This is a genomic window from Bacillus sp. OTU530 (assembly GCF_038440375.1).
The window spans coordinates 12246-28307 of record NZ_JASATP010000019.1 but is presented as its reverse complement, the minus strand read 5'-3'; the positions used below and the strand labels follow the sequence as shown (position 1 = coordinate 28307).

The following is a 16062-nucleotide window of genomic DNA, read 5'->3' as shown; positions in this document are numbered from 1 at the left end:
TTACACCTCCTTTGTACATATTATTTAATGGGTAAACATCGATAATAGTGAGGAAAACATATGATAGAACATTACGAATGCATTATCATTGGCGGAGGTATAGCAGGTTTACAAGCGGCTGTCCAACTTGGAAGATACAAACATAACATACTTGTCATCGATTCTAATGACGGAAGATCTAATCTTTGTAAAGGATACCATAACATATTGGGATGGCCAGACGGTGTAAGTGGAGAAACGCTGCGATCTTTAGGGAAAATTCATGCTCAACGTTACCGTGTCCAATTTCAAACAGATAAGGTCGTCCAGGTAAGACAAGAACAAGGGTTGTATATCGTAACAACAGAAGCTGGTACAACCTATAAAGCTAACATCATTTTACTTGCGACAGGTGTTATGGATAGGTTACCAAATATTTTACATATTAAAGATGGTTTAGGACTAACTGTGTATGTTTGTCCAGATTGCGATGGATATGAGGTTCAACATAAACGTGTTCTCGTACTCGGTGCTGGTAAAACCGGAGCGGAAATGTCCCTTGCTCTTACATATTGGACGAAGGACATTGTATACATCAATCATGACGGTACACCAATTGAAGATGAACTACAGAAAAAGCTTCATGCTGCTGAAATTTCTTATATAAACGAAAAAATCGAGGAAGTTCTTACAGAAGATGGCTCGTTCTTTCAAGGCGTTCGATTACAAAGCGGAAAGATTGTAAGCGGTGAACGGGCTTTTATTGCGTTTGGCGGCAACCATGTCCGCAATGAACTTGCTGAGCAACTTGGGGTATCCTTACAACCGAATAAACACATTATAACTGATCCCCGAACGAAAGAAACAAATATTAGAAATGTATGGGTAGCTGGTGATATAGCGATTCATTCGGAGCAGGTCACAATTGCAATGGGGGAAGGTGCACAGGCCGCTATTTGGATTCATAAGAGACTACTCGAAGAACAAGAAAATAGGAGGTCTAACTGAGATAACACATTTGTTTATTATAAAAATATTATGTAAACAAAATAAATTTGTAAAAGATTAATCATTACAAAAAACATGTACATCCATAGAGGGTGTACATGTTTTTTGTAGAAATTAGGTATAGAGGGAGATCATTACAGGATATCCCACACAGTAATTTCAGCTATGTTTTCACCATGACACCGATTGTGTAAGCAGATATAATAATAAAGAAACCATACATATGGAAAGGGCGTGCGGTGTTGAAGAAAATATGCGTGTTTTGCGGTTCCAGTTTCGGAAAAAACGGCAAGTACATAGATGATGTGAGGCTTCTTGGAAAAACCTTGGCAGCCTGTGACATCGAGCTCATTTATGGAGGAGGAAATGTTGGGTTGATGGGGGAATTGGCCAGATCTGTTCTGGAGCAAGGCGGAAAGGTGACAGGCATTATTCCAAAAAAAATTTATGAAAATGTCAATCATGTCGAACTCACAAATTTAATCGTTGTTGAGCATATGCATGACAGGAAAGCGAAAATGTATGAGATGGCAGATGCTTTTATCGCGTTGCCTGGAGGGATTGGCACGTTAGAGGAGCTTGCTGAGGTCATGACATGGCAGCAAATCGGCTATCATTCCAAACCAGTTGCTTTGTTCAATATGCATGGGTACTATGATGGTTTTATGCAACTTCTTTCTAACATGGAAGAGGAGGGGTTTTTGAAGAAACAGTATATTGAAAACTTAGTTATCAATGATGAACCTGTCTCACTTCTGAAACAGCTAGGGGAAAAGGACATCTCAAAGATGAATAAATGGCAGATGAACGAGTAAGAAAATAATAAAAAACTCTTCCGAAATGGGTGCGGAGGAGTTTTTTATTTATCCTTATTTATTGTGCGCATTTGAGTACCTGCTTTTCTTTTACTATAGATTTTAATTTAAAGACTAATGTACCCCATAGTTCGTTTTTGTAAGCGCATAACACTGCTGGTGTTAAACGAACTGTTAGAAAGAAATTCTCTAATTGCCTGCGGGCATAGCTGAAAATTTGTTCCTCATAAAATAAAACCCTCTTCTGAATCTTTATTGTAATTTCATCAAGTAAATCAAAGACAAAGTCTAGTGCTGCAAAATGAAACTCCCCACAAAACATTTCCATTCTCATACTTATTCCCCGCTTTACAAAAAATTAAATAAGCGTTTACATTATATTAACATAAATTTAACAAAGTTCAACAGATTTTAGTTGTATAAGGTACAAATTTGTATTTAACTCGCTATAGAATCACTTTCTAGATAAAGATACGCAGGGCTGTAGTTAGGCATGCTTACTAGATTTATAGGCTTTAGTTGAATTTTTCAATCAGTCGAGACATTCGTTTATACAAACGTGCTGTAGGGCACGTATATATGCAGTGTAAACAACCCTTATGGATATAACAACAAGGAGGAAATGGTTTTGTCGACAAGTTACCGTAAGCAGGAGTCATTTAACCCTCAGTTTCATCATGATTTTTTGAATTCTTTAATCGGGAAAGAGGTTCAAGTATACAGAAAGGGGCCGGATTCTAAAATCGGAAAGCTTCTTGCGGCTCACTCTGATTATGTTACATTATATGTACAAAAGCCTAAATCTATTGTTTATTATAATGTACAGCATATTAAAAGCATTACTGAGAATGTAAAGGCAAATGCACATTCATATTATGAGCAACAAGAAGATGCCATCTCATGTGTACAAGCTGATGATTTCCGCGGCTTGCTGAAGCAACTAATCAATGAAAATGTTCATGTAAACCAAGGTCCAGATTCAAGACCAGGACGTTTAGTAGCTGCTGTTGAAGATTATATTATTTTGTTCACAAAAGATGATGGATATGTATTTTTCAATACTGCACATATTAAAAGTATTACTGTAAACTCTGAAAAGAAAATCGCTATGGAAAAAGAGACTGCTATGGAAGGAAATATGCAGTTAGATTATATAGCAGCTAGCAGCTTTCATGATGTATTTCGCCATATGAACCATAAATGGGTATCCATCAATGGTAAAGGTCCAGAAGCAATTGAAGGAGTTCTTTCCGAAGGTACAGGAGGCCACTATACACTCGTCAACAATGAAGAGGTACTTCGCATTTACCCGTATCATATTAAAAGTATCAGCAGTGGTCCGAAAGGTTCATTCAAGAAGGTAATGGAAAATATTGAAAAAAACAATCAAAACCAAAATGAAGAAGATAATAGCACTAGTGAAGATTCCCAAAATGAAACTAGTGATCAGGGCAGTAACCAAGATAGCAACCAAGATAGCAATCAAGATAGTAATCAAAGCAGTAATCAAAGCAGTAATCAAGACAGCGATAAAGATAGTAGCAAAGACAGCAGCAAAGATAGTAGCGAAAACAGCAACAAGTACAGTGATAAATACAGTAACAAGAATAATAACAAATACAGTAATAAATATAGCAATAATAGTAATAGCCGTAGTTACTCACGTGAAACTGTCATTGAATCGATTGACTATGATTGGAATCCGAAAGGACGTTATTAAAACAGACTATAAAAATGGCGGTGGATGTGCATACATTGCATCTCCATCGCTTTTCCCAATTTGTTTAGAAGGAGGGAAAATATGTACCATTTGAAACAACTTGTTGGAAAGCAAATTGATTTAGAAATTTCAGGAGGAATCTTTCTACAAGGGATTTTAGTTGATTTGGGTTTAGATATCATAGTCTTATACAATGGGAAGGATTATTTATATATTCCTCATGTGCATATTCAAAATGTAAAGCTTAGCACTGAATTAAATAACGAGCTACAAGGCGATAAAATAGAAGCGCCGTTCCGTGACGATGAAAATGAAATCTCTTACCGAAAAACACTATTAAGTGCGAAAGGTCGTTTTGTACAGATATATATCATTGGAGATAAAGCAATTCATGGATATATCACAAACATACTCAATGATTATTTTGTGTTTTATTCCCCTATATACAAGACAATGCTTATATCGTTAAATCATCTAAAGTGGCTAATCCCCTATCGTTCTTCTCTTACTCCGTATACGTTAGGTAACGAAGCCTTGCCTGTTAAACCTACCAATTCGCCAATGCAAAGGTCATTGGAGGAACAGCTAAAGAAATGTGAAGATAGCCTTGTTATACTCGACTGTGGGGATCATCCAATGAAAACAGGCCTGTTGAAGCAAGTTCAAAATAGTATGGTGCAACTTATACTAGCGAATGGCGAATTTGTTTATTGGAAAATCTCTCACATCAAAGCTGTCTATTTTCCATAATCATTCAGCAACTTATGTTTTAAGGGTAAGCGAGTGTATCTGTATACATTTCGATATATTATAAAAAGACGGTCTCACAAAAATGCAGGGACACGCACTCAGCTTTTTGTGAGACATCCTATACAGCTACTCTTCTATTACCTCATACTCATCATCTTCTAATAGTAAGAGTTGTTTTCGTTTCTCTTTCTGTGCTATATCAATTACATCATATGCACCTAATGCTCGCAGCTTCTTGCTTGATACATTGACCATTGCTTCTACGGATGAAAGCAAAATATCCTCATCATCGAACGCACCAGGCAAGTTCATTTCGTCTGTCTCAAATACACAAGCATAGTATTCGTCTAATAATTCCTTACTAGGATTTTGTTCTTCCACGTCAATGAATTGCTTTACTACTGATATGTATTCTTCTTTTGGCTGATATACACGCAATGTTGCCATTTTGTATTTCTCCTTTATTGTATTAATAAGCATTTATTATACAGCCTTTGTTATACATACGCCAAGAAAGAGTATTTACCGGACGACTGTAAGTATTTTTTGATTTCGATAAATAGAAGATAATACCAATAGTATTATTCCGTAGTAGCCTGAACTTATACTATAGAATTTCTATTAAGATTTGCTTTTTATGTATACCGTTCACTGTTGCAGGCGGCTTTACATTTAATTTACCGATTAGTGAACTCTTTGGTAGCGATGGGCATCCTTGATATACGTTGAATAATAATGTCCATGAGAAGAAGCGCTCATAAGACCTTTATAGACATGCTCAGGCACATTGTAATAATCATAGGTAGCATTTTTTAATTCGACACGTAAAATCATTGCAGATGCATCATAACCTACAGAAACCAACTTAGATGAATTTACACGATTCATAATCATAGGTATCCCTCCTCTGGATTGTAATCATTATATTTCGATAGTAGAAAGGGAATTCCTTCTATTTTATCGAATGTACGGATAAAAAAGAAATCGAATATAAAGAAGGAAACATAAGTGCTATAAAAAATGAAATAATGAGTGCTGCTCTTGCGTCCTAACTATTTTGGTTGTAACTTTAGAGAAGAGAAATCCAGGAGGGAAATTGAGAGTGAAAAGAAAAAGTGTATATGTATTGCCTATTTTACTTCTAATTATAGCCTTCGTTTCATATTATTTTCTTTCAATAGATAAAAAACAATATGAAAAAATATCTAATATTACATACGGAGAAAGTGGACAAAAACTAGATCTGTATACGCCTAAAGGAACGAATATCCCCGTCATCCTCTATGTGCACGGAGGAGGATGGTCAAGAGGCAATAAAGAGAATGTATCAGCTAAACCTGCATTTTTCACTGAAAATGGTTATGCATTCATATCGATAAACTATCGCCTACATCCTAAAGCTTCATATGAAGAAATGGCCCAAGATGTGGTAACAGCCCTTCGTTGGGTTTACGAAAACGCAGATACATATAACCTGGACCAAGGACGGATTAACTTAATGGGACATTCCGCCGGAGGTCATCTCATTATGCTTGTCGGTACGAATCCTAAGTATTTACAAGCAAATAACTTATCAACAGATATAATCCACTCACTTGTGGACTTAGATGGACCTGTTGATCTTGAATACTTTATCCAGAGAATTCCGTCTTACAAAAAGGTATTTGGAGAGAATAAAAACGAGTGGGCTGTCGCTTCGCCGATTACATATGCAGTACGCCAGCCACTTCCACCTTCTTTTTTGATTGCACGTAAGCAAAATACTTCGACTCTGCGCTTTATTGACATTGTAAAACAGAACCAAAATGAAGTATCGTTCTATGGATATACGAACATTTCTCATAGTGAAGTAACTAAGCTGGTCGGAGTTCCTTCAGCAGGAACTGAAGCAAGCGAGATAACAAATTCTATACTTAGCTTTTTGAATACACACAATAAATAAGAACATCGCAAAAGGGATCCTCTAAGCGGCATCTCTTTTGCGATGTTCTTTTGGTTATATCCTCTTTAAGGGTTGTAATGCTTTCTCTGCCCCATAGCAATGAATACCCTTCCCTTAAGCCGATTGGCGAGCCGTTAGGAGAAGGCAGAGGCGTAACTGCACTTATACTTACATGTTTTTTTAAAACTCTCCTTCAATGGAGATAACGTCCTTTTTCTGGAATCGCAATTTCATCAAATTGTTCTGCGAGTCGGTGTAATTCATATGATAACTTTTCCCCGACTAAAGGAAGCCCGTGTCCTGTAATGGCAACGGAAGGCTTTAAAGCATCAAGATGGCGCACAGATTCTCGGGCAGCTTCCCAATCCGTTGTAAAATATTTTGGGGGACCATTAATTTCTTGTTTTTGGGTGATCACCTTATACAAAGATTCTTGTTTAACTGTTACAAATGCATCTCCGGCAATAAGAGCTCGATCCTTATCACGAAATAAGGATATATGTCCTGGTGTATGCCCGCCTGTATGAAACCAACGCCATCCAGACAACTCATGGATTGTACCGTCAGCCGGCAGTGGTTGAACCCATCTCCCAGCATCAATTCCATGATTCGGAAACATTGGTGATATTTTAGCTATTAACCCTTTATCTACAGTCGAATCAGCAGGAGGATAATTTTCTTTCCCGGTTACATAAGGCATTTCTAGCCTATGAGCATAAACAGAAACATCCCAAGCTTCAGCTAATTCTAAGAGTGAACCAACATGGTCAAAATGGCCGTGTGTAAGGATGATAGCTTTCGCCTTACAGTTTTGTCCGAATCTCTCCCTCGCAGCATTCATAATAACATCAGCACAACCAGGCATTCCAGCATCTACCAGCACAAACTCATTTGTTTCTTTTGGATCCCCGACAAAGCATACATTAACGATCTGTATCGGCAAACAAAATAAATCAGGAAGAATCTCTAGACCAATTCCACTTGTGATCGTTGTCATTGGTGGAATAAAATCTCTTGCAAACGTATTCTCATGTGTAAAATCCATTTTTGGTGTTCCTTTCTTATGTAAGTTTCTTATTTGGTATTTATTGTTTGTATCTATGTGTGTCATGATACTCATTTATTTCATTATGAAGAAACTGTTTAACTGGATAACAGGGAGCCATACCCCAACTGTGACCATTATGATTTCGGATTAGCCTAAATCAGTGGTCGTTACTTTGCTAAGCAACACTTTATAATTTCATTTACCATATTTTGTAATAAAATAAAAAATATTAATTAAAAATATAAAAAAACTTGTCATTGTATGAACTTTATAATAAACCAGAGACTGACTTCTAATTTTTTGATAAAATTATTTTGTATGTTATTGGAACATTTACTTAATATATAGAGAAAATTTTTAAGTTTAATAGATGCTAAGAACTAGGAGAGATAAAGATGGCTTCTTTATTTGAGTTTGTTAATCACTTCTCTGCCGATTTAGCCAAACTTGCTGAACGTATAGAAGAAAAAATGTTTAATGAGCCTCACGTAACAATGATAGAGTCACGTTTATATAGTGAACACCTTGTGAAAATCATTAGCAAAGAAGAGGGATTGGAAGAAGTATACCCACTCAAGCACGCTGAGAGAATACATAAATTATATCGCCAGAATGCAATCGAAGAAGATGTTTATATGAAGCTGGAATGGATTCGAAAGAAAGGCAACAAAGCGGTGCATGATGTGATGGAAGCGGAAGTTTCCGATGTGGTGAAAGCTCATCAATTTCTATTTGAGATAAGTGTTTGGTACATGCAGGTATATGTAACATATAATTTTGAGGCTCCGGCATATAGGCTTCCAATTCATATTGCTCCAGAATCAAATTCATGGAAAATGGAGGATATGAATGGTTTGATTAAACCATATCTAGATAAAAAACTTGACGATATGTGGATAGAAATTCAACGACAGCTTAATGATATCAAAACGGAAACTGAAAGGCTGCAAAATTCAACTCAAGAGATAAGACTACCCATTTCCAAAATACACCTTATATTTAAAGATAAAACACTTGTTTTATCTAATGAACTAGCAGATATGGCAATAAATGTCCTTCCCCTAAAGGGATGTAGCTATCTGCTGACTGAGCTTTCTTGCATAGGAATACATTCCCTTAGGAACATAACAGAATCACTGGATCAATTGCATATGAGACTAAATGGAATTGGCACCTATACTATAGAAAAATTTTGGGAACAGCTTAATAATATGGACGGTGCACAACTTATAAATGCCCAAACAAATTCGAACATTGGATCTAAAACAATGGCAATAAGCGAGGCGATTTATAAGATTTTCACTGAAAATAATTTTACTTTAATCAATAAAACGAAAAAGGCCGCAGAGTTTGAACACACTATTAGTAAAGAGATAGTATATTTACTCCCTAATAAAGTAATAACTATTGTTTTGCATCCAGATACTGTAAAGGGACATTTTAAAATTCCTGATAAACCAAGCCACAGTACTGCATTCAGGCGTTTTCCTAAAGGGATAAACAATGGTAAAACTCCAACTAATTTTGGATACCCTTTTAAACTTGAGAGGGAAAGGGAGCTAAATGACTTTTTGAGTAAGATAAGCAATCTGTGATAGAAAGTATAAAATAATAATTGACAGATTCATGGGAGCTACCTTATCATTATTACAAATAGTTGAATAGTTCTCCTAAAGGGGAGTAGCTTTTACAGCAAAGTCGTCATTACGGAGTTTTGTTACTCTCGGCTTTGTTGGCAACATAGCGTTGTTAGCAAGACCTTTACCAACATGCAGGTAAAGGTCTTTATTTGTATAAAAAAACCTTTACCAAAAATGGTAAAGGTTTTTTTATTTCGTAATTTTGAGGGAGAGGTAAGTACATGATACGTCGAATGGTCTTCTAGCTAGAAATTTATACTTTTTTAAAATGTAAAAAATTGAAAAGCACATGACTGGAAATCAAGTGAATCTTAAATACATATAATTGAGGGGGAAATACATTGATATTACGGAAGTCCATGTCTCTTCTAGGAATAGGTTCAGCACAGATAGATCTTGTCCTACTTAAAAAAACATATAGACCGGATGAATATATTAACGGACATTTCTTAATTAAAGGGGGCACCGTTGAACAACAAATTAAACGAATTGAGTGTGATTTGGTTATGATTAACCATTCTACAGGTTTAGAACAAATAATTGATACAACAATCATTTTGACATCAAGACTGATTTATTCTGAAGAATCAAATAAACTGCCATTTACTTTTAAGCTACCAGCTTTTATGCCGATTTCCTCAAAAGAGATATCGTACTGTTTTAGAACAAAACTTACTTTTGATGAAGGTGTACAAAGCAAGGATCAAGATACAATCCAAATCATCCAATAATTATTATTAATATGAGGAAGATTCATAGTGTACAACCAATCCTTTACTAAAATTCACTTTCATAGGAGGGTTTAGTCATATGCAGACATCAGCCATTGGATTATTGCGTCGCATTGGTATTATTGAAGGGATTTCTTACTTAATCTTACTTTTTATCGCGATGCCGCTTAAGTATTTTGCAGATTTTCCTATCCTTGTCCAGATTTTTGGCATGGCACATGGTATCCTGTTTGTATCGTTTTGCTTAATGTTACTTATTGTTTGGTTTAGACACCGCTGGTCCTTCATGCGTGTACTTTGGGCTTTTATGGCGTCATTGCTGCCATTTGGTACTTTCTTACTAGATATTCGCTTACGTAAGGAATAACAATCAAAAGGCCAATAAAACAATATGATGATGTAAAGAAAAAAGCGTTCCAACTTTACATTGAATCGCTTTTTTCTTTATTAAAATATCTTTACTCGGCTACAGGGAACCACCCTGGCGTGTTCATGATGGCCTGCCAAAGTGGGATTGGGATGGCAAGTTTCTCTTGATCGCTTCTTACTAATACTGTATTAATTTCGGCTTCATTTCCCTCGAGGATTTTCTGCACCCAATCGGGCTCAATAATAATTTCTCTTGCGAGGGCAATGAATTCAACGCCAGATTCTATAGCCTTAACAGCATCATCTGGTGTTTTAATGGAGCCTACTCCAATAATAGGGACACGCTTATCTACTTTTTCAACAATGAGTTCAATTCGAGATCGTGTATCGTCTGTGCCACGTCGGGCTAAAGACCAAAACTCCATTAAAGATACATGTAGATAATCTAGATCCTTATTAGCAAGGGCATCAACAAGCTGTAAGGTGTCAGCCATTGTAATACCAGGTGTTTCTGGTTCCTCCGGTGAGAAGCGGTAGCCGATCATGAAAGGTTGTGTGGCGTACTTAGTAACTGCTTCTTTCGTAATATCTACGATTGCTAATGGGAATGCCATACGATTTTCTATATTTCCTCCCCAACGATCTGTACGGCGATTGGAGTGAGGGGAGAAGAATTGTTGAATAAGGTATCCATTTGCCCCGTGAATTTCAATCCCATCAAATCCGGCTTCAATCGCACGACGAGTTGCTTCTCCAAATGCATGAATAATTTCTCCGACTTCTTCCTCCTCAAGCGCACGTGGAACTGGAGCGCCATCACGCTCTTCAGCAACAGCACTTGCACTAACCAAATCTTCGTTCGGTAGAAGTTCTGGTGGACAAGAACGACCACCGTGGAAGATTTGGAGAATAGCCTTTGCTCCTTGATCTTTAATCGCTTTTGCCAATCGACTTAAACTTGGAAGCATTCCATCTGTATCAGCACCAAATTCACCATGGAATCCTTTACCATTCGGGGTGACATATGCACATGCTGTGATGAGCATTCCTACACCATGTGCACGTCTGGTATAGTAATTGACTTCTTCATCTGTTACTGTACCGTCAGGATGGGAAGAAAAATTGGTCGTAGGCCCCATAACAATCCGATTTTTCACGTCAATACCATTACGAAATTGAAAGGGCTCAAATAAGGGTTTAAATTTCTCTTTCATGCACAATAGCTCCTTAAAATAGAATTTTCCTTTACAGTATGGTTTCCTAAACGATAATTTATTAAGACTAACATAGGATGAGATCTGCCTAGCGTTTCCCATGGGAAGTTTCTTGTATAGATAAAAAGTTCCCATAAACAATGTCTTGAACCCTAACCTGTACATAGTGTCTAGAAATAGACTAGAGATCATCTAAAATGTCACTTTTAGGGAATAGATTCAACGAAATATTTCCAAAAGATCATTGACAACTGTTTTATTAAATTATATATTGTTAATCAATAGCTTTAATGTTGAGTAAACAAGTGGGTAAAGTAAGAAAAGATAACCTATTTTTGTTTAGAGAGATGTAGAACTGAACCTACAATACTTTGATACAATCACACATATATGTTTGATGAATATGGCTTACCGGTCAACCGGCAGCCCCTTAGTATAAGATGAACCTCACTTATGCTAAGGGGCTCCTTATTTAGAAATATTGTAATAATTATAAAGAGTACGAGGGAGGTCAAAAGTAATGTTAAGTTCGAGATTCGGGCAAACAGCTATTCAAGGAACCGTGGTTCATGGCAGAAAAATAGGACGCAAACTTGGTTTTCCAACAGCCAATATCGATTCTCATGATGAACAATTAGAAAATGGCGTATATGGAGTTCGTGTACTTCTGAATGAAAAGGAATATACAGGGATTATGAACGTTGGTGTTAAACCCACATTCGATTCAAATGTATCAAGAACTATTGAAGTACATCTTCTGGATTTTGTAAACGATATTTACGGGGAGTCTCTAGAGTGTCGCGTTCTTTTTAAAGTAAGGAATGAACAAAAATTCCCCTCAATAGTCCATTTAAAACAACAAATTATGAACGATATTCTCTACGTTAAACAAACATTGAAACGCCTTAAGAGTTTCAATGAAAACAACAGGGAGATACATGCTTTATAAAAAATATGCCGACTGGATCACTAGAGGCTCTCAATTTTCAAGGTGAATTTCATCTGAAACTGAGGGCCTTTTTGTTTGTAAAGAAGTGAAAGGAGAAGAGGAAGGATGGAGAATTCGCTATAAAACAAATGATTGATTTAAACTTGCAAAAAAGTAAAGGACATCTTTTGGATTTTTAAACAGATATTTAGGGAGGAATTGTATATGTCGGAGATTGTTTTGAACTCACAGCATATTTTTAGAAAAGAAACAGGGAGGACTTCGTTAAAACAAAATGAGTATCTAAATTTGCCTGATTTACAGTTCTTTAATTGGTGCAATCAACAGTATCGATTGAACAGAGGGATATATAATACCATCGATGAATGGTTTTATCATTATGGCATCAAGGAAATTCTTTCCCGTCGAATCTATATTCTAGCATTCTTAGGATTCGTTCAAGAAACAGAACAAGAGTCCGATCAACATAAATTTATACGATTTGGAAATAGAGGTCTTACTAAACAGCTGACTGAGTTTATAGCTATACAAGATAAAGAAAGTAAACAGAACAAAAAGAGCTCTGCAATGCGTAGCCATTTTATACGTAATACGTCGAAACTTCCTGAATAGGAGGAGGGTATTCATGGGATATGACCCCAACGAAGAGTCTGTATCCTCCTACCGGCTTTCTTTAATAACCTTATTTATTGGTTCGTTTGTAGCAGTCTATCACATTGTATCGCTAAATGTTTCATTGCCGGGATTCATTCAAATCTTTCACTCCGAGTTAGGAACTGTTCAATGGCTCATTACAGGATTTACACTAGCAACCGGAATTATAGCTCCCATTAGCGGCTATTTGGGTAACCGTTTCAGCAACAAGAAACTATTCTTGTTTTCTATTTGTGGATTGACTGTTAGCTCCATTCTTTGCTCGTTTGCTTGGAATGTTTATGTATTAATTATATTTCGTATCATTCAAGGTATATTTTGCGGATTGATTCAACCTGTTTCGCTTGCAATGATCTATCAGACTATACCAAGGGGGAAGCAAGCTTTAGCAATTAGCCTTTGGTCGGCTTCTACGATTCTCGGACCCGCATTAGCTCCGACTATTAGCGGTTGGCTGCAGGGATATAATTGGCGTTGGATGTTTTTAGTAACAGTGCCGCTTGGTATTATCACCTATGCAATGGGGACGAAATATTTGCCTTATTATCGTGTGAACATAACTCAAAGGCTGGATAGAAGAGGGATGGTCTTAGCGATTACTGGGAGTTTGATATTATTGTCCCTCTTTGGAAATGTTCATCGGTGGGGCTGGTTTTCTGGAAACTCAATAATCTGTTTAATTATAGGACTGACAGCCATCTTATTGTTTATTCAACATGAGTTGAAGGTAAAAGAGCCCCTTCTGCAGCTGCGGCTTTTTAAATCACGCACATTCACCGCCAGCCTTGCTGCATCCGTTGTATTGATGATAGGGCTATATTCTGGGATTTATTTTATTCCACTTTATCTGCAGGAGATTCACGGACTATCTTCTTATGAAGTTGGTGTGCTGCTTATTCCCCCAGCTCTTTCATTGGCATTGGCTACTATTTTGTCGGGGAAAGTCTACGATCGTGTAGGTCCAATGCCCTTGGTTGCTATTGGTGCTATTCTTCTCGCAGCCGCATCGTGGAAGTTCAGCCACTTGAGAGTGGACACTACTTTAACTTATGTAGCCGGATGGATGTCCATCCGATATATCGGAATAGGCCTGTCCATGACACCTGCTATGAACGCAGGTATGCGGGTGGTCTCGAGAAACTTATCAGGACATGCAGCCGCCCTCATCAACTGGCTGCGTCAGGTTTCGGGCGCTTTAGCATTAGGGATGTTCACATCTATTTTCTATTCGAGGATGGGGGTACATTTGGAGGAACTGAATCTTTCGGCAGGACAAAACGGAGAGAAGTGGGTTCATTCTACAGCTTATACAATGAGTGTGGATGATGCTTTTCTCATCGCAGGTCTGTTTGCACTGACTGCAGTACCCCTAGCTTTGTTGTTACATCAAAAAGGAGATGATACATCGGAGGAGCAGACAGGCACAAGTGCTTGAGTCATGAAAGGGGGTGAGTGAGATAGGCTAGATAAAGAAAACGATTGGCGAGGACAGAGGCATAGTCGCACTTATACTGTATTCCTAAGATTTCCGACTACGTCGAATTCACTTCTAGCTAGAAATTTATACTTCCCTACAGTGTAAAAAAGGATCATGAACCCGAATGAATGAGGAATTTTGGTTAGGATTAGCCAAGGGCGTGCAGGAATCGGTTTTGGTATGACTTTGCTATGTATTAACTATTTTCGTTATTTTTGAAAGGAGAATGCTATATGTCTAAGGTTATTATAAATGAGTATCGTCCACTGGAGCTTTCATATCGTAAGGTTCACAAGGGTACACGTATTCTGCGGCGTCTTCCAGAGGGAGTGGAGGAAAATTATTACAAATTATTTGAAGTGAAGCCTTTAGGCCCAACTATTGGTGCTGAAATCATTGGAGTAGACTTGCGGAATCCAGTCACCCCCGAGTTGAAGGAGGAGTTGAACAGAGCGCTACTAGAGTGGAAAGTTATTTTCTTTCGTAATCAGCAGATTACTAGTGACCAACAAGTGGCGTTTTCTAAGTTATGGGGGGAGCTAGAAACACATCCATGGCATCCGCAGGGTGACTCTGATGAGGTTATTCGTTTTACTAAGGATGAAAAGCGGATTGGTTATGAGAATGTTTGGCATACGGACGTCACATGGCGACTGAATCCTGCTAAAGCCGCTGTATTACGCCTTGTTGAAACTCCTCCGGCTGGCGGTGATACACTTTGGGCAGATATGGCTGCCGTTTATGATAATTTACCTGAAGAGATCAAAGAGCGTATCGATGGACTTACTGCCATTCATGATTTTACCCATGCTTTCGGTCCCTCTTTGTCCCAAGAAGCGTTGATTGCTTGGCAAAAGGAGTTTCCAGCCGTTGAACACCCAGTGGTACGCACTCACCCAGAGACTAAACGAAAGACGCTGTTTGTGAATCCTGCATTCACTACCCGAATTATAGGTCTTGAGACTGAAGAAAGTGAACAGCTGCTGCAATATCTATTTCAACAGGTTCAAACCCCTGAGTATCAGGTACGTTTCTCATGGGAGGCAAACTCAATTGCATTTTGGGATAATCGTGCTACCCAGCATTACGCGGTTTCCGACTATTATCCAAATCGGCGTGTAGCCGAACGTGTCGCGATTATCGGCGAACGGCCGTTTTAGATCACTCTACGGAAAGTCAGTATTTTAAGAGAACTACCTTTTTTGAAAATTTAAAAAATACAGAGAAATATATTGACGAGAAAAAAGGCAGCTGTTATGATTTAAAACATAGTTATCCACTAGGTATACATAGTTTTTTGGGAGGCAGGTTCTGTTAGTTATTGCTTCTGCACCTTACTTGAACTAAATAGTGGTTAGTTACCGACTAGTCAACTAGAGGCGTTTATTCCAGAATATTTTATCCTGGAGTAGAAGCCTCTTTTTGTATATCTATGAAAAAAGGGGGCCAGCTGATGATCGATGATTTTTTGTTTTATACGAATTGAATAGCGGTTAGTTACCGACTAGTCAACTAGAGGCGTTTATTCCAGAATATTTTATCCTGGAGTAGAAGCCTCTTTTTGTATATCTATGAAAAAAGGGGGCCGGCTGATGATCGATGATTTTTTGTTTTATACGAATTGAATAGCGGTTAGTTACCGACTAGTCAACTAGAGGTTTTTATTCCGGAATCATCCGTTCTGGAGTATAGACCTTTTTTTATTTAATAACTAGAAGCTGTCCTTATCTTTCATTTATTCACAATGATTCTACGATGGAAAAGTT

Annotated in this window: 17 protein-coding genes; 12 read left to right on the top strand and 5 right to left on the bottom strand. The window is 37.6% G+C overall.

Annotated features, from left to right (window positions below; translation table 11 throughout):
* The first annotated feature begins 60 nt into the window (after positions 1 to 60).
* Positions 61 to 987 (top strand): NAD(P)/FAD-dependent oxidoreductase, encoded by a 927-nt coding sequence (locus AAHB12_RS15285; RefSeq protein ID WP_342045871.1) that lies wholly within the window; start codon positions 61 to 63, stop codon positions 985 to 987.
* A gap of 239 nt (positions 988 to 1226) precedes the next feature.
* Positions 1227 to 1802, top strand: coding sequence for an LOG family protein (locus AAHB12_RS15280; protein ID WP_342045870.1), 576 nt, complete (start codon positions 1227 to 1229; stop codon positions 1800 to 1802).
* A gap of 58 nt (positions 1803 to 1860) precedes the next feature.
* Here the strand turns inward: AAHB12_RS15280 and AAHB12_RS15275 are convergent, their stop codons facing one another.
* The gene (locus tag AAHB12_RS15275) at positions 1861 to 2136 is read right to left on the bottom strand and encodes a hypothetical protein (RefSeq protein ID WP_342045869.1); all 276 of its coding nucleotides are present in this window, start codon (positions 2134 to 2136) and stop codon (positions 1861 to 1863) included.
* A gap of 294 nt (positions 2137 to 2430) precedes the next feature.
* Between AAHB12_RS15275 and AAHB12_RS15270 the strand changes: the two genes are divergently transcribed.
* Entirely contained in the window at positions 2431 to 3522 is a 1092-nt protein-coding gene (locus AAHB12_RS15270) for a spore coat protein CotH (RefSeq protein ID WP_342045868.1), read from the top strand.
* 81 nt (positions 3523 to 3603) lie between these two features.
* The gene (locus AAHB12_RS15265; protein WP_342045867.1) at positions 3604 to 4272 is read left to right on the top strand and encodes a DUF2642 domain-containing protein; all 669 of its coding nucleotides are present in this window, start codon (positions 3604 to 3606) and stop codon (positions 4270 to 4272) included.
* Between the two features lie 126 nt (positions 4273 to 4398).
* Here AAHB12_RS15265 and AAHB12_RS15260 read toward each other — a convergent pair whose 3' ends face one another.
* Together AAHB12_RS15260 and AAHB12_RS15255 are read right to left on the bottom strand one after the other, a co-directional pair.
* Positions 4399 to 4719, bottom strand: coding sequence for a hypothetical protein (locus tag AAHB12_RS15260; protein ID WP_129726216.1), 321 nt, complete (start codon positions 4717 to 4719; stop codon positions 4399 to 4401).
* A gap of 237 nt (positions 4720 to 4956) precedes the next feature.
* Complete coding sequence (locus AAHB12_RS15255) at positions 4957 to 5166, bottom strand: KTSC domain-containing protein (protein ID WP_129726217.1); 210 nt, start codon at positions 5164 to 5166, stop codon at positions 4957 to 4959.
* A gap of 208 nt (positions 5167 to 5374) precedes the next feature.
* Here AAHB12_RS15255 and AAHB12_RS15250 point away from each other — a divergent pair, with 208 nt between their 5' ends.
* A complete protein-coding gene (locus AAHB12_RS15250) occupies positions 5375 to 6214 on the top strand; it encodes an alpha/beta hydrolase (RefSeq protein WP_342045866.1) in 840 nt (279 codons plus the stop codon).
* A gap of 193 nt (positions 6215 to 6407) precedes the next feature.
* Here the strand turns inward: AAHB12_RS15250 and AAHB12_RS15245 are convergent, their stop codons facing one another.
* Entirely contained in the window at positions 6408 to 7259 is an 852-nt protein-coding gene (locus tag AAHB12_RS15245; RefSeq protein WP_342045865.1) for an MBL fold metallo-hydrolase, read from the bottom strand.
* 398 nt (positions 7260 to 7657) lie between these two features.
* Between AAHB12_RS15245 and AAHB12_RS15240 the strand changes: the two genes are divergently transcribed.
* The 3 genes from AAHB12_RS15240 (at position 7658) to AAHB12_RS15230 (ending at position 10000) form a co-directional block, all read left to right on the top strand.
* Complete coding sequence (locus AAHB12_RS15240) at positions 7658 to 8857, top strand: hypothetical protein (protein ID WP_342045864.1); 1200 nt, start codon at positions 7658 to 7660, stop codon at positions 8855 to 8857.
* Between the two features lie 386 nt (positions 8858 to 9243).
* A complete protein-coding gene (locus AAHB12_RS15235; RefSeq protein WP_342045863.1) occupies positions 9244 to 9633 on the top strand; it encodes a sporulation protein in 390 nt (129 codons plus the stop codon).
* A 79-nt stretch (positions 9634 to 9712) separates the two neighbouring features.
* Positions 9713 to 10000 (top strand): DUF3817 domain-containing protein, encoded by a 288-nt coding sequence (locus tag AAHB12_RS15230; protein ID WP_129726220.1) that lies wholly within the window; start codon positions 9713 to 9715, stop codon positions 9998 to 10000.
* Positions 10001 to 10091: 91 nt separating this feature from the next.
* Here AAHB12_RS15230 and AAHB12_RS15225 read toward each other — a convergent pair whose 3' ends face one another.
* A complete protein-coding gene (locus tag AAHB12_RS15225) occupies positions 10092 to 11216 on the bottom strand; it encodes an NADH-dependent flavin oxidoreductase (protein ID WP_342045862.1) in 1125 nt (374 codons plus the stop codon).
* Between the two features lie 520 nt (positions 11217 to 11736).
* Between AAHB12_RS15225 and AAHB12_RS15220 the strand changes: the two genes are divergently transcribed.
* The 4 genes from AAHB12_RS15220 (at position 11737) to AAHB12_RS15205 (ending at position 15456) form a co-directional block, all read left to right on the top strand.
* On the top strand, positions 11737 to 12165 hold the full coding sequence (locus AAHB12_RS15220) for a riboflavin kinase (protein ID WP_129726221.1): 429 nt from the start codon (positions 11737 to 11739) through the stop codon (positions 12163 to 12165).
* Between the two features lie 204 nt (positions 12166 to 12369).
* The gene (locus tag AAHB12_RS15215) at positions 12370 to 12777 is read left to right on the top strand and encodes a hypothetical protein (protein ID WP_342045861.1); all 408 of its coding nucleotides are present in this window, start codon (positions 12370 to 12372) and stop codon (positions 12775 to 12777) included.
* A gap of 13 nt (positions 12778 to 12790) precedes the next feature.
* Complete coding sequence (locus AAHB12_RS15210; RefSeq protein ID WP_342045860.1) at positions 12791 to 14254, top strand: DHA2 family efflux MFS transporter permease subunit; 1464 nt, start codon at positions 12791 to 12793, stop codon at positions 14252 to 14254.
* 275 nt (positions 14255 to 14529) lie between these two features.
* Positions 14530 to 15456, top strand: a complete 927-nt coding sequence (locus tag AAHB12_RS15205; protein ID WP_342045859.1) for a TauD/TfdA dioxygenase family protein — start codon at positions 14530 to 14532, stop codon at positions 15454 to 15456.
* Positions 15457 to 16062 lie beyond the last annotated feature (606 nt).